Source organism: Bradyrhizobium sp. AUGA SZCCT0222, from assembly GCF_018130205.1.
Classification (GTDB): domain Bacteria; phylum Pseudomonadota; class Alphaproteobacteria; order Rhizobiales; family Xanthobacteraceae; genus Bradyrhizobium.
In genome coordinates, this window is sequence record NZ_JAFCLX010000007.1 from 42,737 (window position 1) to 62,730 (window position 19,994).

Here is a 19,994-nt window from a genome sequence, read left to right on the forward strand (position 1 = left end):
TGCAACGAAAGGCGAGCGAATGAGCCTCCCAACCACGAATTTCGATCCGGGATTTCACGTCACCCGCGCAAGCCATGTCGTGCTCACCGTCCGCGATCTCGCGGCGAGCCGGCAGTTCTATTCCGAGGTGATCGGCCTGATCCTGACCGCGGAGGAGGACGACACGCTTTACTTCCGCGGTGTCGAGGAAGCGTGCCATCACAGCCTGGTGCTGCGAAAGGCCAAGGATGTCTCATGCACGCGGATCGGGTTGCGGGTGTTCACGGACGCCGATCTCGAAAAGCTCAAGGCCTTCTTCGAGGCCCACGGCTGCCCGGCTGCGTGGGCTGACGTGCCGCATCAGGGCCGCACGCTGCACGCGACCGATCCGGCCGGGACGCCGCTGGAATTCTGCGCCACGATGCCGGTGATGCCGCGTATGATCACCAAATTCACGCGTCACGCCGGCGGCTCGGCGCTGCGGCTCGACCACTACCAGATCCTGACGCCGGAGGTTCGCAAGACCTGCGAGTTCTATATGGCGGCGGGCTTCCGCCTGAGCGAATATATCGCACCCGCAGGCACGTTCGACCTGCGCGGCGTGTTCCTGCAGCGCAAGGGCAACCCGCATGACATCGTGTTTTTCAACGGCACCGGCCCGCGCCTGCATCATTTCGCCTTCCTGGCGCCGGAGGTGCATCATCTCTTGCATGCCTGCGACGTCGCCGGTGAACTCGGCTATGGGACCCGTATCGAGCGCGGCCCGGGGCGGCACGGGCCCGGACATGCGATGTATGTCTACATGCGCGACCCGGACGGCCATCGCGTCGAGCTGTTCAACACCCACTACCAGATCATGGATGTCGAGAACGAGCCGGTGGGCTGGGATCCTTCGGATCCAGCGATTGCCCACCCCTGGGGATTGCCGGCGCGCCAGGCCTGGTTCGAGGAAGCAACGCCGTTCGCGGGCGTTACCATGAGCGAGCCGCAGATCAAGCCGACCCCGATGACGCTCGAGAAATATCTCGCAAAGCAGAATAACTAGAGGCCACCCATGCCCGAGATCGCGCTCGACAGCCCGGAAACCGCCAAGGAGACGCTGGCCTCGCACGTCTATGACCGGTTGCGCCAGGATATCATCTCGGTTGCGATCGAACCGGGCGAGAAGCTGCATATCCGCTCGCTGTGCGAACGTTTCGAGGTGGGCTTAAGCCCGATGCGCGAGGCGCTGAGCCGCCTGTCGAGCGAGGGGCTGGTCGCGCAGAGTGATCACCGCGGTTTTGCGGTCGCGCCGATGGGCGAGGAAGACCTCGTCGACATCACGCGCGCGCGCTGCTGGCTCAACGAGCTTGCGATCCGCAAATCCATCGCCCATGGCGATGCCGCCTGGGAGGAGCAGGTGGTGCTCTCGTTCCATCGGTTGTCGCGGACGCCACGCTTCGAACCTGGCCAGGAGCGCGAGCGCAGTCCGAAATGGGAAATCGCCCATCGTAATTTCCATTCCAGCCTGATCTCGGCCTCGGGTTCGCGGCGGCTCGAGCAGTACTGCGAGCATTTGTTCGATTCCTCCGAGCGTTACCGCCATGTCGGCCGCAAGGCGGGCATCAAGGGCGTGAACCGCGAGAAGGAACATCGTGCCCTGATGGAGGCGGTGGTGGCGCGCGACGCCGATGCGGCCGCGCGGCTGATCACTGACCATTTCGAGCGCACCGCCGAACTGGTTCGGCAGGTGCTGAGGGACCGCGTGCCTTGAGCAAGACCCCGGAGTATGACGTCGCCATCGTCGGTTATGGACCCGTTGGCGCCATCTTTGCCAATTTGCTGGCGAATTATGGCCTGAAAATCGCGGTGATTGAGCGCGCGGCGGCCGTTTATGACAAGCCGCGCGCGATCACGCTGGATCACGAGGCGCTGCGGGTTTTTCAGGCCGTTGGCCTCGCCGAGGTCATGGAGAATGCGATCGCGCCGCATAACGGTTCACACTACCTCGGCGTCGACGGCGAAGTAATCAAGATGTTCGATCCGATGCCGCCGCCTTATCCGCTCGGCTGGATCCCGAATGTGACCTTCGTCCAGCCTGATGCCGAGCAGGCGTTGCGCGACAAGCTCGCCGGATACCAGGGCGCCGATGTTTTTCTCTCGGCCACCGCCGTAGCTCTGGCGCAGGATGAAGCATCGGTATCGCTGCAGGCGAGGGCAGAATCCGGCGACGCGTTCGAGATCCGCGCGCGCTATCTGGTCGGATGCGACGGCGCCAACAGTTTTGTTCGCAAGCACCTCGGTATCGAGCTTGAAGATCTCGCCTTCGACGAATGGTGGATGGTGGTGGATACGTTGACCAGCGAGCCCGCCAAGCGGCCCGCAAGGGCCTTCCAGTATTGCTGGCCGTCACGTCCCGGAACCTTCGTGCCGGGTCCCCGCAATCTGCGGCGATGGGAGATCAAACTGTTGCCGGGCGAAGATCCGGAAGCCGCCGGCGCGCCCGACAATGTGTTGAAGTTGCTCAAGGGCTTTACGGATACCTCCGATCTGACGATCTGGCGTTCGGCGGTCTATCGCTTCCACGCGCTGCTCGGGCAAGGATGGCGCGCCCGTCGCGTGCTCCTGATGGGCGATGCCGTGCACCAGACGCCGCCGTTTCTCGGACAGGGCCTCTGCGCGGGCATCCGCGATGCGGCCAATCTCGCCTGGAAGCTGGCGCTGGTGATGCGCGGCCATGCGGGTGATGCGCTGCTCGACAGCTACGAGGTCGAACGCAAGCCGCATGTCCGCTCGGTGGTCGCCAGCGCCAAGGAGTTCGGCAAGATCATCGGCGAACTGGATCCCGCAGCTGCGATGGCCCGCGACGCGCAGTTGCGCGCCGAATTGAAGTCCGGGAAGGCCCAGACCATCCGGCAGAAATTTATTCCCGATCTTGTGGGTGGCCTGATCGCATCCGGAGCCAAGCTTGCCGGTGGCTTGTTTGTGCAGCCGCATGTACGAGCCGCCGACGGCCCCCTGAGGCGCCTCGACGATCTGCTCAAGCCGGAATTCGCGATTTTCGCAGCGACACCGGCAGCGATGTCCGGGATATCGGAAGCTTCGCTTTCGAGCTGGCGGCAGCTCGGGGGAGAACGGGTGGTCATTGCCGGATCAGGAGAAAGTTCGAACCGGGACGGCATCATGACCGTCGTGGAAAATGAACGGCTGTTTGCGGACTGGATGCAGGCCAATGCCGTCGAAGCCGTCATCGTGCGGCCCGATCGCTATGTGTTTGCAGGCGCGGAAAATCCGCAACGATTGAGTATGCTGATAGAGCAATTGATCCAGAACCTGCACGCAGGGCCATAGGCTTTTCAAGGCGCGGCTTTGTCTGTACCACCGGTGATGTGATTGCCGGGGGAAACCAATGAACAATAATAATGACGCTGCCGAATTCGATTACGTCATCGTCGGTGCCGGCTCGGCCGGTTGTGTGCTCGCCAATCGGCTGAGCGCGGACGGCAAGCATTCGGTGCTGCTGCTGGAGGCCGGACCAAAGGACAGCAATCTCTGGATCCACGTGCCGCTCGGCTACGGCAAGCTGTTCAAGGAAAAATCCGTCAACTGGATGTACCAGACCGAGCCCGAGCCGGGCTTGAACGGCCGGCAGGTGTTTCAGCCGCGTGGCAAGGTGCTGGGCGGCTCGAGTTCGATCAATGGTCTGCTCTATGTGCGCGGCCAGCACGAGGATTATGATCGCTGGCGCCAGCGCGGCAATGCCGGCTGGGGCTATGACGACGTGCTGCCCTATTTCAAGAAGGCCGAGAACCAGCAGCGCGGCGGCGACAAGTATCACGGCACAGGTGGCCCGCTGCCGGTGTCGGATTGGCGCCACGCCGATCCGCTGTCGGAAGCCTTTGTGGTCGCGGCCGCCGAGGTCGGTATTCCCACCAATCCCGATTTCAACGGCGCGACCCAGGAAGGCGCCGGATTTTTCCAGACCACGACGCAGCGCGGACGCCGCGCCAGTTCGGCGTTCTCCTATCTTCGTCCGGCCAAGAACCGCAGCAATCTGCACATCGAAACCTCGGCGCTGGCGCAGCGCATTTTGTTCGAAGGCCGCCGCGCCAGGGCGGTCGAGTACAAGCAGGAAGGCCGCGTGCGCGTTGCACGGGCGCGCAAGGAAATCCTGGTTTCCAGCGGCGCATATAATTCTCCGCAATTGCTGCAACTCTCCGGCGTCGGGCCGGCGGATCTCCTGAAGAGCCACGGCATCGAGGTGGTGCTCGACGCGCAAGGCGTCGGCAACGATCTGCAGGATCATTTGCAGGTCCGGCTGGTGACGCGTTGCGCCCAATCCATCACGCTGAACGACATCGTCAACAATCCGGTACGGCGGGTGATGGCCGGCCTGCAATATGCGGCGTTCCGCAAGGGCGCGTTGACGATCGCGGCCGGCACCTCGGGCGCGTTCTTCAAGACCAGTCCCCGTTTGGCCTCGCCCGACATCCAGATTCATTTCCTGCCGTTCTCGACCGACAAGATGGGCGAGAAGCTGCATGCGCAATCGGGCTTCACGGCCTCGGTCTGCCAGCTGCGCCCCGAAAGCCGCGGCTCGCTGCGCATCAAGAGCGCGGACCCGAGCGTGGCGCCGGAAATCCGTATCAATTATCTCGCGACCGAAACCGACCGCCGCGCCTTCATCGATGGCATAAGGATATTGCGCAAGATTCTCGCGGCGCCCGCGCTAAAGCCGTTTGCGGTCGGCGAGGTCGATCCCGGGCCGAAGGTCGCGAGCGACGACGAGTTGCTGGATTTCTGCCGCCGCACCGGCAGCACGGTCTATCATCCGACCTCGACCTGCCGGATGGGCAACGATCCCTTGGCGGTGGTCGATCAGCGCCTGAAAGTGCGCGGCATCGAGGGCCTGCGCGTGGTCGATGCCTCCATCATGCCGGACCTGATGTCCGGCAATACCAACGCGCCGACGATCATGATCGCCGAGAAAGCGTCCGACATGATTTTGGAGGATGCGCGCTAGGCTGGGATTCACTCGCAGTTTATCGCGTCATCCTGAGGTGCGCGCTCTTGCGCGCCTCGAAGGATGAAAAGCGCCCGTGGCCCATCCTTCGAGGCTCGCCCAGCGGTGCAAGTGCACCGCAAGGCTCGCACCTCAGGATGACGTCCGACTAGATTTACAGGCTCAGCCCTTATACCCCCGCACCCGCTTCAGCATCTGCTCGACATGGGCGATCGGCGTCTCCGGCTGGATGCCGTGGCCGAGATTGAAGATCAGCCGGCCGCTTGCGTAATTCGCGAGCACGTCGTCGACAGCGCGATCGAGCGCCGCACCGCCGGCGATCAGCGCCAGCGGATCGAGATTGCCCTGCACGGCGACGCGGTTCTGCACGCGCTCGCGGATCAATGACGGCTCCGCCGCCCAATCGATGCTGACGGCATTGACGGCAGTCGCCTCGACGTAAGCGGGCAGCATGGCACCTGCGCCGCGCGGAAAGCCGATGATCTTGGCATCGGGCGCTTGCGCCCGCACGCCCGCGACGATGCGTTTGGCGGGCTCGATCGACCAGCGCTGGAATTCGCGCGGCGGCAGCACGCCGGCCCAGGTGTCGAAGATCTGCAGCACGTCGGCGCCGGCCTTGAGCTGGCCGAGCAGATATTGGATCGAATTCTCGACCAGCACGTCGATGATTTTCGAGAACGCCTCGGGATGGCGATAGGCCATCATCCGGGCCGGCGCCTGATCCGGCGTGCCCTGGCCTGCGACCATGTAGGTCGCCACCGTCCACGGCGCGCCGCAGAAGCCGATCAGCGCGATGTTGGGATCGAGCTCGCGGCGAACGCGGCGCAGTGCTTCATACACCGGTTCAAGTTTGCTGAAGTCGGCCTGCGTGGCCAGGCTCGTCACCTGCTCCGTATCCAGGGGGTCGAGCCGCGGGCCTTCGCCGGCCTCGAAGCGCACGGAACGGCCGAGCGCGTAGGGGATGACGAGAATGTCGGAAAAGATGATCGCGGCGTCGAAGTTGAAACGGCGGATCGGCTGCAGCGTCACTTCGGCGGCGTATTCCGGCGTGAAGCACAGATCGAGAAAGCCGCCGGCCTTGGCGCGCAGTTCGCGATACTCGGGCAAATAACGCCCGGCCTGCCGCATCATCCAGACCGGCGGCACGTTCTGCCGATGGCCGGACAACACGTCGAGAAACGGCTTCTGGGATATCTGGGTCAACGAAAGGTTCCTGCGTGAAAGGCTGATATTTGATGCCTCTGATAACAGCAGGTTCCGGCTTGGCCAAGGCGAGATATGGAACAGGCGCAGATCGGGGGCGTTATCTCGGCAATGGAGGAACCACATGGCTGAGAAATTCAATCCCGCGGCGCATGACAAGCACGCCGATGACCCCCGTGACGCGCTGTTGGCCGATAGGGAAACGCACGAAAAACTCGATGCCGGGCTGGAGGGCAGTTTTCCGGCCTCCGATCCCGCCAGCGCCGCGCAACCGGCGCCGTCGAAACATGACGGCGATCGCGCCAACAAAACGCTGTGGGACAAGGTGCTCGCGGTTTTCCGCTAGCACTTGTTGGCAGGTGATGTGATGAAGACTGAATTCAACCATGCTGCCAACAACTCGCCGCGTAGCGGCAGTTCGAAGAAAGTCGCGCCTGTGGTCTGGGCCGCGATCGTGGCCATGATGATCGCGCTCGCGATCTGGTTTGGCGTGCGTGCATAGTGCAATTGCAGCGCGCGTGATTGCGCCGGAACAATTCATATCACCGCGAATTGCTCCCAGATAACTTACAGAGATAAATTCACAGAGAGGAACATGCGATGATCAAGCATCTTGTCATGGCTGCCGTCGCGGTAGCCGGAATTTCCTTCGTTCAGCCGGTGAGTGCGCAGGATGTCGGCGTCGGCGTCGGCGTTGGACCGGGAGGCGCTGGCGTCACCGTCGGCCGCGTCGACCGTGACCGCTATCGCGACCGTGAGGTGATCCGCGAGCGGGAGTACCGTGATCGCGATGAGACCGTGGTGATCAAGCGCAAGCGCGATTACGATCCTGACCGCAAGGTCATCATCGAGCGCGAGCGCTAGTAGAGCGTTTTAGCGTTGAGTTTGGTGGAACCGCCTCCCTGGTGGGGGCCGTTTCCCGTTGTCGCCTCAATAATGCGGCGGCCGTTCGTTGACCGGACCGGTGATGTTGCTTTCGGCATCCTGCAGCCGATCCTTCAACTCCGCGAGCTGGCGCGTCAGGGCGTCGATCTGCTTCCACTGCTCGGTGATGGTCTGGTTCAGCGTCTCGATGGTTACGTCCTGAAACGTCAGCCGCATTTCCAGTGCGTCGATGCGCTCGCCGAGCGCGTTGGTGTCACTCATGGGAGCCACCATTGGTTTGCCGCTCCTCCAGGCCGTGGCCAAGCGCGACCCGTTCGTCGAACACGAAGCATTCGCCGCGCCAGCGGCTTTGTTCTTTCGGCACGCCTTCCAGATAACGCAGGATGCCGCCCTTGAGGTGATAGACTTCGTTAAATCCATGCGCCAGCAAATAGGCGCTGGCCTTTTCGCAGCGAATGCCGCCGGTGCAGAACATCGCGATCTTGCGGTGCTTGGCCGGATCCAGCTGCCGTGCGGCAAAATCCTTGAATTGCCCAAAACTCCTGATGCCGGGATCGACCGCGCCTTCGAACGTCCCCATCGCGACCTCGAAGGCGTTGCGGGTGTCGATCACAAGCGTGTCCGGCGCTGATATCAGCGCGTTCCAGTCCGCCGGCTCCACATAGGTGCCGACCTGCCGGGTCGGATCGGCAATCGCGTCGCCGAGCGTGACGATTTCCTTCTTGAGCCGGATCTTCAGCCGCGCAAACGGCATCGCGGCGGCGTGCGAGAATTTGAGTTCGAGGTTGTCGAGCCGGCCGCCGAACAGGGTGCCTGCTTGCAACTCCTCGGCCAGGGCGTCGATCGCTATGGCGTCTCCAGCCAACGTGCCATTGATGCCCTCATGCGCCAGCAGCACGCTGCCTTTCAGCCCGAGGCCCGCGCAGAATGCGCGCAGGGGCTCGCGCAGCTCCCGGAAATCCGGCAGCGCGGCGAATTGGTAAAAGGCGGCGACCTTGAGGGGCATGGCGACCGTTTATCAGGCGGGCTGGGGAGGGGAAACCCGTCTTTGTCGCCCCGGCCTAGTGCGCAATTGCGCACGGGGGGCCGGGGCCCATAACCACCAATGCTTATGGTGGGCAAGGTATCTGCCCGAGGTGCCCCAAAGATAAGCCGCGGAGTATGGGTCCCGGCCTTCGCCGGGACGACGCGGGAAGCTAAATGCCCTGGCATACCAGCCATTGCCCTGCCGGGGATGGATGTGTCATGAAACCCCGCTTAAACCGGACGACTACTCAAAACAACGATCAAGCGAGCACTCCTGATGAGGAATTTCCATTTCGCCGGCCGCTCCACGGTCCATGCCCAGAACGCGATGGTGGCGACCTCGCATCCCGCAGCGGCGCTGGTGGCGGTCGACGTGATGCGCGCCGGCGGCACCGCCGCGGACGCCGCGGTGGCGGCCTGCGCGCTGCTCGGCGTCATCGAGCCGCAATCGACCGGCATCGGCGGCGATTGTTTTGCGCTGATCCAGCCCAAGGGCGAAGGCAAGATCGTCGCCTATAACGGCTCCGGCCGCGCGCCGATGGCGGCAAACGCCGAATGGTATCTGGAGCGCAAGATCAACTCGGTGCCGCTGACCTCGGCGCACGCGGTCAGCATTCCCGGCAGCATCGACGCCTGGGATACGATCCTGCGCGATCACGGCAAGATGGGGCTCGATACCCTGCTGCAGCCCGCGATCAAGGCCGCGGAAGAAGGCTACATCGTCGCCCCGCGCATCGCCTTCGACTGGAAGAACGGTTTTGAGAAACTCAAGAACGGCACCAACACCGCGCGCTATCTGTTGCCGCACGGCAAGCCCGCCTCCGCCGGCGATGTGATCCATCAGCCGGAACTCGGCAAGACGCTGCGCGCGATCGCCAAGAATGGCCGCGACGCGTTCTATACCGGCGAGATCGCCGCCGACATGGTCGATACGCTGCGCGGCATCGGCGGCCTGCACACGCTGGAGGATTTCGCAGCCCACTCTACCGAGACGACTTCGCCGATCGGCACGATCTATAAAGGCCACGACGTCTGGCAGTGCCCGCCGAACGGCCCGGGCATCACCATGCTGGTGATGCTCAACATCCTCTCGCGCTTCGACCTGACGAAATATCCCGCGCTGAGCGTCGAGCGTTTTCATCTCGAGGCCGAGGCCGCGCGCATCGCCTACATGATGCGCGAGCAATATATCGGCGACCCCGCGCAGGTTCACGTCGATGTCGCCGGCATTCTCGCCAAGGAATTCGCCGAGGAGCACATCAGCAAGATCCGGATGGACGGACTGCTCGACCTGCCCAACGTCGCGCCTCCGATGAATCCGTCCACCGTCTACATCACCGTGGTCGACAAGGACCGCAACGTCTGCTCGTTCATCAACTCGATCGCGCATTCGTTCGGCTCGGCGATCGTTTCCAACAACACCGGCGTGCTGCTGCAGAACCGCGCCGGCGGTTTCCGGATCCAGCCCGGCCATCCCAATTGCATCGCGCCGGGCAAGCGGCCGCTGCACACGATCATTCCGAGCCTCGTGACCAAGAATGGCCGCGCGCTGATGCCGTTCGGCGTGATGGGCGGGCAGTATCAGCCGGTGGGCCAGAGCCATGTGCTGACCAACATGCTCGACTATGGCTGCGACGTGCAGGAAGCGATCGATATGCCGCGCGGCCTGCACTACGAGGGCGTCTACCAGCTCGAGGACAGCGTCCCGGCTGACATCGTCGAGGGCCTGAAGAAGATCGGGCACAAGACCACGAGCGTGGTCGGCCCGCTCGGCGGCGGCCAGGCGATCTGGATCGACTGGGACAAGGGCACGCTGGCCGGCGGTTCCGATCCCCGCAAGGATGGTTGCGCGCTGGGATACTAAGGAGCGTTTTCCAGCGTAGTGGATACCGGTTCGCGTGAAGAAAACGCGTCAAATAAAGTTTAGAGCGTTGATTCTGATGCAATCAGAACCAACGCGCTAAGCGATCGGGCAGGTTTGCTGCCCGCCCGTTGCCTCTCACCTCATCGACTCGGAACCAGTTCCCATCGCTTTCGTTAAGCGATGGGCGCGGACGTGCGCCGGTTTGTCTCCTGCGTCAGCCCCCTGAGGTCCGTGATCAGCGTTCTCGATACCGACGACACCGAACAAGCCGATCTGCGCGGCGGCCGATCGCCGTGGTTTACGGCGGCCGACCATCCGGCCCGTCGTGAGGTCAGCGAGAATCTCAAATGCGATGCGCTGATCGTCGGCGCGGGGATCACCGGATCGCTGGTCGCCGAGCGCCTGACGCGCCAGGGCCTCGACGTCGTGATCGTCGATCGCGAGCTGCCGGGTCGCGGCAGCACCGCGGCCAGCACCTCGATGCTGCTGTGGGAAATCGACCGCTCGCTGACGGAACTGACGGAGGCTTATGGTTTCGAGCGCGCCTCGCGCGCCTATCGCGCCAGCCTGAACGCGGTCACCGGCCTGAAATCGCTGGTAGCACAGCTCGGCATCGCCTGCGACATGCATGACAGGGATTCGCTGTATCTGGCGGCCGGTGACACCGGAGGTGAATTGATTGAGGAGCATCGTTTGCGCCAGCGCGCCGGTCTGCCCGGCGATTATCTCGAACATGCCAGGCTGCTGGAAATTTATGGAATTGCGCGGGCCGGTGCGATTGTCTCGCCGGGCGCCGCCGATGCCGATCCGATGCAACTGGCGCGCGGGCTTCTCAAGGCGTCAGTTGCGCGGGGCGCCCGTTCGTTTGAAGGCGATGCCGTAGCGTTCGACTCCGCCGGCCGCTCAGTTGGCGTCGCCATGGCCAATGGCCGCGAGATCGAGGCGCGTTCGGTGATACTCGCGACCGGCTATACGATGCCCGATATCGTCAATTCGACGGTGCATGCGGTGTCATCGAGCTGGGCGATCGCGACCACGCCGCAGCCGCAGAACATCTGGAAAGACGCCGCGTTGATCTGGGAGAACAGCAAGGATTATCATTATGCGCGCACGACGCGGGCAGGGCGGATCATCATCGGCGGCGAGGACAGCGAGGATGTGATCGAGCCGGAGGCGCGCGACCGCCTGATCCCCGAGAAGTCGAGGATTCTCGCACAAAAACTCGCGTCGCTATGGCCGATCGCGAACACCGAAATCGAATTCCGCTGGTCCGGCACGTTCGACACCACGCGCGACGGGCTGCCGCTGATCGGCCCGGTGCCGGGACACAAGGGCGTCTTTGCGGCGTACGGCTATGGCGGCAACGGGATCACGTTCAGTTATCTCGCCGCTCACATGATCGGCGATTTGATTGCCGGCACGAGTTCGCCCTTGCTGCGCGATTTCGCGCTGGACCGGGATGGCGGATCGATCGGTTGACCGGTTGCACTATTGGAACCTGGCTCAGCGCCACGCGTTGTCCATGCAGTCAACAATACATGGAGGCTGACATGGGTTTCGGAAAAGGCGCGCTTCTCTGGTTAATCGGAATTCCGCTTCCGATCATTTTGCTTCTCGCACTATTCATGAATCGCTAGGTAGTGAGCGTCCGGAGCCCCTGACGGACAATTCCGCAGTGAGGCTCCGGATGCAGCTTAATCACCTTATGGCGCTGTCGAAATGATCCAGGACTTCGCTCCGTGGATCGGAGCCTGCGCCGCCGCTCTTACGTCCCTGTCCTATATTCCGCAGGTGCGGAAGGCGTGGCCGCGCGGATCGACCGATGATCTGTCGCTGACCATGCTCGTCGTTCTGACGTCAGGTTTGGTGTGCTGGATCGGTTACGGCTTGCTGAAAGGCGACTGGGTTATCGTCGCTGCTAACAGCGTCGGAGCCGCACTCTCGGCCAGCGTTCTCGCCTTCAAGTTTCGCGACCTGCGGGCCGGAAACTAGCCCGAGATTCCGACGCCATCTCAATGAACATCAGGTAGGAACATTGCGCATCCAGCAATGTTTAACGCGCATCGATTCCAAATATTAAGCTCAGGAGATCTAGATGGGACTGTTTTCAAAAGACATCAAAACCATGGACGACCTGTTGCTGCACGGCTTGCAGGACATCTATTACGCCGAGCAACAGATCACCAAGGCGCTGCCGAAGATGATCGACCAGGCGACCAACCGCGATCTGGCGCAGGGCCTCAAGCTGCATCTCGAGGAGACCAGCAAGCAGATCGAGCGGCTTGATCAGGTATTCAAGAAACTGGGCAAACAACCTTCCGGCACCGATTGCCCGGCGATCGACGGCCTGATCAAGGAAGCCAATGCAACCGCAAGCGAGATCGAAGACAAGTCGGTGCTGGACGCCGCGATCGTGGCGAACGCACAGGCGGTCGAGCATTACGAGATCGCCCGCTATGGCACGCTAATCGCATGGGCGGAAGAACTTGGCCACGACGATATCGTCCGGTTCCTGACGACGAACCTGAACGAGGAAAAGGCCGCCAACACCAAGCTGAACACGGTCGCGCTCCGCAAGGGCGTCAACCGCAAAGCCGCGAGCTGAAACTCGCCTATCGTGCCGCCCGGCGCGTTGCGCTGGGCGGTCAGGCATTGAAGGCAGATTTCGTCGATGGCCGGCCAAAACGCCAATCCGCAGGAAAACAGATCCGTAGAGCACCACGGCGGTTTCAGTCGCTTCTTCGGTGATCTCGCGAACAAGACGTCGCTGGCGGCTGGCCGCGCCTCCGCGTTCGTGGTCGCGGCGGGAGTCGTTCTGGTCTGGGCGATTACAGGCCCGTTGTTTCAATATTCAGACACCTGGCAGCTCGTCATCAATACAGGCACGACGATCGTCACCTTCCTGATGGTGTTCTTGATCCAGAACTCCCAGAACCGCGACAGCGCGGCCATCCAGGTCAAGCTGGACGAACTCATTCGCGTCAGCACCGCGCAGAATTCCTTTGTCGGAATCGAGCATCTCACCGACGACGAGCTTGAGGAAATCCGAGACAGGTGCGAGCGGCGCGCCGAAGCTGAAAAGGCCGGCGAAGAGTCCGTGAAGAAGACAGGCAAGAAAGCCAAGGAGGCCGCGGATCGCGCGGTAGGCTAGGCCGCGATCCATCGTCACACAGACAATAGCGATCACGCGCCCTCGGAAAAAACCGAGGGTGTGCTCGTTTTTGTGTTCAGTCGGTGCTTCCGATGCCTTTCGGCAAGAAGAAGGCAATGCTCCGGAACCAAAGTTCTCACAGCACATTGGTGCGGCATCTGAACAACAATGCGGCACTTGAAATATCTGCCGTCAGCTGGGAGCGCGCTATTATGGATGCAGTCGTTATTCAACCGGGAGTCGATACGGCCGAGCCGTCCGTCTCCGGCGTTTCGTGGGCCGCGGTTACCGCTGGCGCCGTCGTTAGTTGTGCGCTCACGCTGGTATTGCTGGCGTTCGGCGTCGGTCTGGGTCTCTCCGTCGTGTCGCCCTGGAGCGGGTCTGGTGTGTCAGCAACGACCTTCAAGATCGGAACGGGCCTTTATCTCATCGTCATTGCGATGCTCGCTTCCTCGATCGGCGGCTATATCGCCGGTCGCCTGCGGACGCGATGGACCGGCGTTCACACCGATGAGGTCTATTTTCGTGACACCGCCCATGGCTTTATCGCCTGGGCGTTCGCTTCCGTGCTCGGCGCGATCCTTCTGGCATCGCCGGCAAGCAGCCTGATTGGCGGCGCGGCGTCCGGCGTAAGTCAGGCGGCGACATCAGCGGCCAGTCAGTCCGGCCCGATGGACGGTTACGTCGACACGCTGCTGCGTGCGGACACGCCGGCGCCGGCCAGCACCGGCAACACGCAGGACCCGCGCGGTGAAATGACCCGCATGTTCACGTCAGGTTTTCGCAACGGTGGCGAGTAGAGCTGAAAATCCCCCGCGGTCGCGGGGGATTTTGCCTTCCTCGACATTTCGATGGACCGACGCTTGGTGCCATTGTTTCTAGCTAGGAAAATTCATGGTCAAATCTTCAAAGTCCGCCGTCAACGATAAAGCAATATCCGCCCGGTCGGTAACGATTCACGATCAGAAACTCAGTCGCGGCGAGGGCGGCGAGCTGCATCAGGTTGCGACGGCTGATGTGCCGGTGCTGACCACCGCCCAGGGCGGCCCGGTGTCGGACGATCAGAACTCGCTCAAGATTGGCCCCCGCGGACCAACGCTGCTCGAAGATTTTCATTTCCGCGAGAAGATTTTCCACTTCGACCATGAGCGCATTCCGGAGCGGGTGGTTCATGCCCGCGGCTACGGCGCACACGGCTTCTTCGAGAACTACAAGCCGCTTTCGAAATACACCCGTGCCGACCTGTTTCAGCGCGCCGGCGAGCGAACGCCGGCCTTTGTGCGGTTCTCGACGGTGGCGGGCGCAAAGGGCTCGTTCGATCTGGCGCGCGATGTGCGCGGGTTTGCCGTCAAGCTTTATACGCAGGAAGGCAACTGGGACATCGTCGGCAACAACATTCCGGTGTTCTTCATCCAGGACGCGATCAAGTTCCCGGACCTCGTTCATGCGGTGAAGGAAGAGCCGGACTGCGCGTTTCCGCAGGCCCAATCCGCCCACGACAATTTCTGGGACTTCATCAGCCTGACCCCCGAAAGCATGCACATGATCATGTGGGTGATGTCGGACCGCGCCATCCCGCGCTCGTTCCGCTTCATGGAAGGGTTTGGCGTTCATACATTCCGCCTCGTCAATGCGAAGAACGAGTCGACGTTCGTCAAATTCCACTGGAAGCCCAAGCTCGGCCTGCAGTCTGTGTTGTGGAACGAGGCCGTGAAGATCAATGGCGCCGATCCGGATTTCCATCGCCGCGACCTCTGGACGGCGATACAGACCGGCAATTTTCCGGAATGGGAACTGCAGTTTCAGATGTTCGATCAGGCTTTCGCGGATCGTTTCGAGTTCGATGTGCTCGATCCCACCAAGATCATTCCGGAAGAAATGCTGCCGCCGATCCCGGTCGGTCGTCTGGTGCTGGACCGGATGCCGGATAATTTCTTCGCCGAGACCGAACAGGTCGCGTTCATGACCCAGAACGTGCCGCCCGGCATCGACTTCTCCAACGATCCGCTGCTGCAGGGGCGCAATTTTTCCTATCTCGACACCCAGTTGAAGCGGCTGGGCGGCCCGAACTTTACCCATATTCCGATCAACGCGCCGAAATGTCCGTTCGCTCATTTCCAGCAGGATGGTCATATGGCGATGCGCAACCCGGTCGGGCGCGTCAACTATCAGCCGAACTCGTTCGGCGAAGGACCGCGCGAGTCCCCGCAGCGCGGCTTCGTGCCATTTGCGGACGTGGAGCAGGGCGCCAAACGCCGCCTGCGCGCGGAGAGCTTCGCCGATCACTACAGCCAGGCGCGGCAGTTCTTGATCAGCCAAACCCGCGGCGAGCAGCATCATATCGCGGCGGCGCTGACCTTCGAACTCAGCAAGGTGAAAATCCCTGTCATTCGCGAACGGATGGTGTCGCATTTGCTCAACATCGACGAGACGCTGGCGGGCAGGGTCGGCACAGGGCTCGGGCTGAAAGCGATGCCCAAGCCGGCCGCTGCGGCAATGCCGACGCGGCAGGACCTCGATGCGTCGCCGAAGCTCAGCATCGTCGAGAACGGGCCGCAACGGTTCGAAGGCCGCAAGCTCGGTATTCTCGTCACCGACGGCACTGATGCGGCTTTGCTGAGAGCGTTGCAGAAGGCGCTCACCAAGGAAGGCGCCACGTTCGAAATCATCGCCCCGAAGGTGGGAGGAGCCAAGGCCGGCGACGGCAGCTGGATCGAGGCCGATCAGATGATCGATGGCGGTCCCTCCGTACTGTACGACGCGGTTGCGCTGCTGCCGGCGGCTGCGGCAATGGACGATCTGCTGCAGGAATCCACCGTGCGGGATTTCGTCGCCGACGCGTTCGCCCATTGCAAGTTCATCGGTCACGTGGAAGCCGCAACACCGCTGTTTGGGAAAGCCGGGATCGCCGAGGACGATATCGACGAAGGCTTCATTTCGCTGGCTTCGGCAAAGGACGTGGCAGGCTTTGTCGGCAGGCTCGGTCAATTGCGGGTTTGGGGCCGGGAACCCGGCGTCAAGATGAAATAGCAGGGGCGATGGCGAAGGTACCCGAGCAGCATTGGACAACCCATATCGGGCAAGCGGCGGGACACCCCGCCGCCTTCCTTGGGGTCATCGCCTACGGTGCGCTGTGGTTCGCCTTTGCCAGGGATAGCTTCGGTTGGGAGGCCGTCGGCACACTGGCGGTTTTCATGATGACGCTGTTCATCCAGCGCACGAACCGGCGCGATAATCTGGCGCTCCATGCCAAGCTGGATGAGCTCTTGCGCGTGGATTGCGATGCAAGGTCGGAGCTTACTCACCTCGACGAGCAGGAGCCTGAAGAGATCGAGCGGCATCGGGATAAAGAAGTGAGGAAGGATGCCGATTGACCACGCCGGATGCGCGCCGATTCCATGCATATTTGGCTGCGCCGACGGGGTGACAACACCAGCTCCGTTGCGCTAGACACGCTCCGACTTATCCAGAAAGGCAACGAGATGCGATCTTCCAGACGCACGATCATTCAGAGCGCGTTTGCCGCCGTGGCGGCGGCTGCTACTTCAACCCTTATTCCGGCCCCGGCATCGGCCCAGACCGCAGGAAAACCCATGACCACAGCTTCAGGTTTGCAGATTATCAACAGCACGGTCGGCACCGGCGCGTCACCGAAACCCGGCCAGACCTGCGTCATGCACTACACCGGCTGGCTCTATGAAAATGGCCAGAAGGGCAAGAAGTTCGATTCTTCGGTCGACCGCAACGAGCCGTTCGATTTTCCGATCGGCCAGGGCCGTGTCATCAAGGGTTGGGACGAGGGCGTCGCCTCGATGAAGGTCGGCGGCAAGCGCACGCTGATCATTCCGCCCGCGCTGGGCTATGGCGCGCGCGGCGCCGGCGGCGTCATTCCGCCCAACGCCACGCTGATGTTCGATGTCGAATTGCTGGCGGTGAAGTAACCGCCGCTTCTCGCTTGCTGCGGCCGATGGTGCAAACAAAAAAAGACCGGTCCGAAAGGACCGGTCTTTCAGTTTCACGCAGTCAGCGCGATCAGAGGTTCTTGTTCGCCGCCGCGGCGGCCTTGTCGATGGCTTCCTTGGTGGCTTCCTTGGCGTCGCCCATCGCCTTCTGGCCCTTGCCTTTGACTTCCTGGATCACGCCTTCGCCCTGCAGTTGCTCAGAACCGGTGGCTTCGCCAATGCCCTGCTTGGCCTTGCCGATGGCTTCGTTGGTGGCGCCTTTAACCTTGTCTGCCGTGCTACCCATGGAACATTCCTTTTGATGTTTGTACTTCGATAGGGCAACGCACCAATGCGCCAGCGGTTCACTCTAAACGCTGGTTTCTGTTCACGTTTTTATGTACGCTTGGCCACCGAACGATTTTACGGAAAGCAGCGCGATGTCAGGTTCTCACGACCATCCACATGATCACTCGCACGATCATTCTCACGGCGATCACTCGCACAGCCACGACACCGAGCGCTGGAAGCATGATGGCGTCCGTGTCATTCCCGGCAATCAGCTCGATCCCAACGTGCCGTCGACCGCGGGCATGGACCGCAAGGCCGCGATCAATTTCGCCCGCGTCGGCGCCCAGAAATTATGGGCGGGCACCGTGACGATCCGCCCCGACGCCAAGACCGGCGCGCATCATCACGGCCATCTCGAAAGCATCATCTATGTCGTGAAGGGCAAGGCGCGGATGCGCTGGGGTGAGCAACTGCAGTTCACCGCCGAAGCCGGGCCCGGCGATTTTATCTTTGTGCCGCCCTATGTGCCGCACCAGGAGATCAACGCCAGCCGCGACGAGGTGCTGGAATGCGTGCTGGTGCGCAGCGACGGCGAAGCTGTCGCGATCAACCTCGACATCGAGCCGATCGAAAAGCCGGAGACCGTGCTGTGGGTCGATCCCGTGCACCGGGATCCCGCGGAGAAGAAATCGTAACTTCTCGTCGCCCCTCGCGATGACGGTTAAAGTTGTCATGCCCGGCCTCGTGCCGGGCATTTCGCTATTGGTTTGCCGAAGTTAGTTTGTCGAAGTCCTGGCAAAGCCCCGCCATGACACGGAAAATCGGACCGAAAAAATCTCCAAAACCGATGTCGGATCGGTGCCGGCTCATTCGTCCTCTATCCGAACCCCTCGAAAGTAGCCCATTCATGGCCAAAATGATCTTCGTCAACCTGCCGGTCACCGACCTTGCCCGCGCCACCGCGTTCTACCAGGCGATCGGCGCCGTGAAGAACGATCAGTTCTGCGACGACACCGCGTCCTGCATGGTGTTCTCCGACACCATCCACGCGATGCTGCTGACCCATGAAAAGTTCATGCAGTTCTCGCCGAAGAAGATCGCGGACGCCAAAACTTCCTGCGAGGTTCTGATCTGCGTCTCGGCCGACAGCCGGGCGGAAGTCGACGATGTCGTCGGCAAGGCCGAGAGGGCGGGCGGCGGCGTCGATCCCTGCCCGAAGCAGGATTACGGCTTCATGTACGGCCGCAGCTTTGAGGATCCCGATGGCCATATCTGGGAAGTGATGTGGATGGACGTCGCGGCCGCGAACGCGGCGCAACCGGCTGCGGCCAACGCCTGATCTCGCCTTGAATGCGTAGGGTGGGCAAAGGCGCGAAAGCGCCGTGCCCACCATCTACATTTCTCGCGCTGGGTGGGTGGGCACGCTTGCGCTTTGCCCACCCTACATTCCCAGCTAGTACGTGATCCGCAAGCCGACGCCGCCATGCAGGGTGTTGCCGACCGGCTGCGGGCCGGCGGTGCCGTTGACGAAGAGGTCGGCGACCCAGCCCTTGCTGATCCGGAAGCCGAGGCGGCCGCCATATTCGAACCAGCCCTGGTTTCCGATCGTCGGCACCACGGTGCCGTTGCCGGTCACGGTGGCGACGATGCCGGATTGCGTGCCGAACGATTGCACGAACCCGCCATTGATATTGGCCTCGACATTGTTGCCGAACAGATGCGTCCACTGTCCGCCGATCTTGACCAGATTGGTCTTGTCGGTGCCGCCGGCGATCGAGGCGTCGAACGGATTGAACGCGGCGGCGGGATCGGTATAGCCCTTCACGCGCTGCCACAATTGCCAGACCTCGACGGAGGCGGCGACCTCGTCGCGCGGCGACAGCCGGCTGATCCAGCCCGCGCGGCCATAGACGCCGTAATTGTCGCCGGTGGTGTGGCTGTCCAGGGATACCGCCCCCAGGCTCGTCGCATAGGTGCGGCGATAGCGTATCTTCTCATAGGGCGTCAGGATGGCGCCGATGTCGAAGAACGGCCGTGACGATCCCCAGTCGGCGAAATCGTAACGCAGCGCGAACGCGCCGATCGGGGCCGCCGTGACGCTGTAGCCGCCTTCGCTGTAATGGGTGTAGGCGATGCCCGCCAGCAGCGACAGATTGGCGGTCAGGTTCTTGCGGCCGTGAATGCCGGCCGAGAACGACCCCGCCGAGCCGAAGGCGCTGACGCAATCGCCGCAATTGACCTGTTCGTTGATGCCGAGCAGCACGGTGCCGAGCACGCGGTTGGTGATCATCTGGTTGAAGCGCTGCTTGGCCAGATCGTTGATCGATCCCGCGCTGGAATCCGCGCCGGTTGGGCCTGGACTCGGCGTTGGTGTCGGCGTTGGCGACGCAATGGGTGTCGGGGTCGGCGTTGGCGTTGGCGTTGGGGTCGACGAACCCGCGGGACACGGCACGACTTCATCGGACGCCGTGACTGTCAGGTTATTTGTGGGCGTGGATGAGGGGGAAGGTGACGGCGAGGGCGAGGGATTCGTTCCGCAAATCGTTGCCGTGGCTGCCACCGCGGATGCCGATTGCATCGGCGCCAGCCAAAACAAAACCCCCGCGGCCAGCACGACGGATGCGATGAAACTCGTGGTCCGGCTCTGCATGG

At 62.3% G+C, this 19,994-nt stretch carries 23 protein-coding genes; 18 read left to right on the top strand and 5 right to left on the bottom strand.

Annotated elements, in window-relative coordinates:
- The first annotated feature begins 19 nt into the window (after window positions 1-19).
- From JQ629_RS08135 to JQ629_RS08150, 4 genes are read left to right on the top strand one after another with little or no spacing between them, the layout of a single operon-like run.
- Window positions 20-1,024, top strand: a complete 1,005-nt coding sequence (locus tag JQ629_RS08135) for a VOC family protein (RefSeq protein ID WP_212412217.1) — start codon at window positions 20-22, stop codon at window positions 1,022-1,024.
- A gap of 9 nt (window positions 1,025-1,033) precedes the next feature.
- Window positions 1,034-1,732, top strand: coding sequence for a GntR family transcriptional regulator (locus tag JQ629_RS08140; RefSeq protein WP_212387453.1), 699 nt, complete (start codon window positions 1,034-1,036; stop codon window positions 1,730-1,732).
- A complete protein-coding gene (gene mhpA / locus JQ629_RS08145) occupies window positions 1,729-3,309 on the top strand; it encodes a bifunctional 3-(3-hydroxy-phenyl)propionate/3-hydroxycinnamic acid hydroxylase MhpA (RefSeq protein WP_212412218.1) in 1,581 nt (526 codons plus the stop codon). Before JQ629_RS08140 ends, mhpA begins: the two co-directional genes overlap by 4 nt.
- Window positions 3,310-3,367: 58 nt before the next feature.
- Window positions 3,368-4,981 (top strand): GMC family oxidoreductase, encoded by a 1,614-nt coding sequence (locus JQ629_RS08150; protein ID WP_212412219.1) that lies wholly within the window; start codon window positions 3,368-3,370, stop codon window positions 4,979-4,981.
- 162 nt (window positions 4,982-5,143) lie between these two features.
- On the opposite strand, the gene hemE is transcribed toward JQ629_RS08150, so the two are convergent.
- The gene (hemE, locus tag JQ629_RS08155; protein ID WP_212412220.1) at window positions 5,144-6,184 is read right to left on the bottom strand and encodes a uroporphyrinogen decarboxylase; all 1,041 of its coding nucleotides are present in this window, start codon (window positions 6,182-6,184) and stop codon (window positions 5,144-5,146) included.
- 124 nt (window positions 6,185-6,308) lie between these two features.
- Here hemE and JQ629_RS08160 point away from each other — a divergent pair, with 124 nt between their 5' ends.
- From JQ629_RS08160 to JQ629_RS08165, 3 genes are all read left to right on the top strand, one after another.
- The gene (locus JQ629_RS08160; RefSeq protein WP_212412221.1) at window positions 6,309-6,530 is read left to right on the top strand and encodes a hypothetical protein; all 222 of its coding nucleotides are present in this window, start codon (window positions 6,309-6,311) and stop codon (window positions 6,528-6,530) included.
- A 21-nt stretch (window positions 6,531-6,551) separates the two neighbouring features.
- Window positions 6,552-6,686, top strand: a complete 135-nt coding sequence (locus JQ629_RS37475; protein WP_283815906.1) for a hypothetical protein — start codon at window positions 6,552-6,554, stop codon at window positions 6,684-6,686.
- A 98-nt stretch (window positions 6,687-6,784) separates the two neighbouring features.
- A complete protein-coding gene (locus JQ629_RS08165; protein WP_212412222.1) occupies window positions 6,785-7,048 on the top strand; it encodes a hypothetical protein in 264 nt (87 codons plus the stop codon).
- A 66-nt stretch (window positions 7,049-7,114) separates the two neighbouring features.
- Here JQ629_RS08165 and JQ629_RS08170 read toward each other — a convergent pair whose 3' ends face one another.
- Together JQ629_RS08170 and trhO are read right to left on the bottom strand one after the other, a co-directional pair.
- Window positions 7,115-7,330: a SlyX family protein gene (locus tag JQ629_RS08170; protein WP_212037307.1), complete on the bottom strand. Its 216-nt coding sequence runs from the start codon at window positions 7,328-7,330 to the stop codon at window positions 7,115-7,117.
- Window positions 7,323-8,075 carry an oxygen-dependent tRNA uridine(34) hydroxylase TrhO gene (gene trhO / locus JQ629_RS08175; protein ID WP_212412223.1) on the bottom strand — a complete coding sequence of 251 codons (753 nt, stop codon included), beginning with the start codon at window positions 8,073-8,075 and terminating at the stop codon, window positions 7,323-7,325. The genes JQ629_RS08170 and trhO overlap by 8 nt, the downstream gene beginning before the upstream one ends.
- Window positions 8,076-8,372: 297 nt before the next feature.
- Between trhO and ggt the strand changes: the two genes are divergently transcribed.
- The 9 genes from ggt to JQ629_RS08220 all read left to right on the top strand — a co-directional run bounded on the left by ggt (window position 8,373) and on the right by JQ629_RS08220 (window position 17,051).
- On the top strand, window positions 8,373-9,959 hold the full coding sequence (gene ggt, locus JQ629_RS08180) for a gamma-glutamyltransferase (protein WP_212412224.1): 1,587 nt from the start codon (window positions 8,373-8,375) through the stop codon (window positions 9,957-9,959).
- A 231-nt stretch (window positions 9,960-10,190) separates the two neighbouring features.
- Window positions 10,191-11,438, top strand: a complete 1,248-nt coding sequence (locus JQ629_RS08185) for an NAD(P)/FAD-dependent oxidoreductase (RefSeq protein WP_349631228.1) — start codon at window positions 10,191-10,193, stop codon at window positions 11,436-11,438.
- A 240-nt stretch (window positions 11,439-11,678) separates the two neighbouring features.
- Window positions 11,679-11,951 (top strand): SemiSWEET family sugar transporter, encoded by a 273-nt coding sequence (locus tag JQ629_RS08190; protein ID WP_212412226.1) that lies wholly within the window; start codon window positions 11,679-11,681, stop codon window positions 11,949-11,951.
- A gap of 103 nt (window positions 11,952-12,054) precedes the next feature.
- Entirely contained in the window at window positions 12,055-12,564 is a 510-nt protein-coding gene (locus JQ629_RS08195; protein ID WP_212412227.1) for a YciE/YciF ferroxidase family protein, read from the top strand.
- A gap of 66 nt (window positions 12,565-12,630) precedes the next feature.
- Entirely contained in the window at window positions 12,631-13,110 is a 480-nt protein-coding gene (locus JQ629_RS08200) for a low affinity iron permease family protein (RefSeq protein WP_212412228.1), read from the top strand.
- 212 nt (window positions 13,111-13,322) lie between these two features.
- A complete protein-coding gene (locus JQ629_RS08205) occupies window positions 13,323-13,910 on the top strand; it encodes a hypothetical protein (protein WP_212412229.1) in 588 nt (195 codons plus the stop codon).
- 94 nt (window positions 13,911-14,004) lie between these two features.
- Window positions 14,005-16,140, top strand: coding sequence for a catalase (katE, locus tag JQ629_RS08210; protein ID WP_212412230.1), 2,136 nt, complete (start codon window positions 14,005-14,007; stop codon window positions 16,138-16,140).
- An 8-nt stretch (window positions 16,141-16,148) separates the two neighbouring features.
- Complete coding sequence (locus tag JQ629_RS08215) at window positions 16,149-16,484, top strand: low affinity iron permease family protein (RefSeq protein WP_212412231.1); 336 nt, start codon at window positions 16,149-16,151, stop codon at window positions 16,482-16,484.
- Window positions 16,485-16,592: 108 nt separating this feature from the next.
- Entirely contained in the window at window positions 16,593-17,051 is a 459-nt protein-coding gene (locus JQ629_RS08220; protein WP_212412232.1) for an FKBP-type peptidyl-prolyl cis-trans isomerase, read from the top strand.
- Window positions 17,052-17,142: 91 nt separating this feature from the next.
- On the opposite strand, the gene JQ629_RS08225 is transcribed toward JQ629_RS08220, so the two are convergent.
- Complete coding sequence (locus JQ629_RS08225; protein WP_212262665.1) at window positions 17,143-17,358, bottom strand: CsbD family protein; 216 nt, start codon at window positions 17,356-17,358, stop codon at window positions 17,143-17,145.
- A 133-nt stretch (window positions 17,359-17,491) separates the two neighbouring features.
- Between JQ629_RS08225 and JQ629_RS08230 the strand changes: the two genes are divergently transcribed.
- Both JQ629_RS08230 and JQ629_RS08235 read left to right on the top strand, forming a co-directional pair.
- Entirely contained in the window at window positions 17,492-18,037 is a 546-nt protein-coding gene (locus JQ629_RS08230; protein WP_212412233.1) for a cupin domain-containing protein, read from the top strand.
- Window positions 18,038-18,249: 212 nt separating this feature from the next.
- Window positions 18,250-18,681, top strand: a complete 432-nt coding sequence (locus JQ629_RS08235) for a VOC family protein (protein ID WP_212412234.1) — start codon at window positions 18,250-18,252, stop codon at window positions 18,679-18,681.
- Window positions 18,682-18,795: 114 nt separating this feature from the next.
- Here JQ629_RS08235 and JQ629_RS08240 read toward each other — a convergent pair whose 3' ends face one another.
- Window positions 18,796-19,992 carry a hypothetical protein gene (locus JQ629_RS08240; protein ID WP_502752606.1) on the bottom strand — a complete coding sequence of 399 codons (1,197 nt, stop codon included), beginning with the start codon at window positions 19,990-19,992 and terminating at the stop codon, window positions 18,796-18,798.
- Window positions 19,993-19,994: the final 2 nt, after the last annotated feature.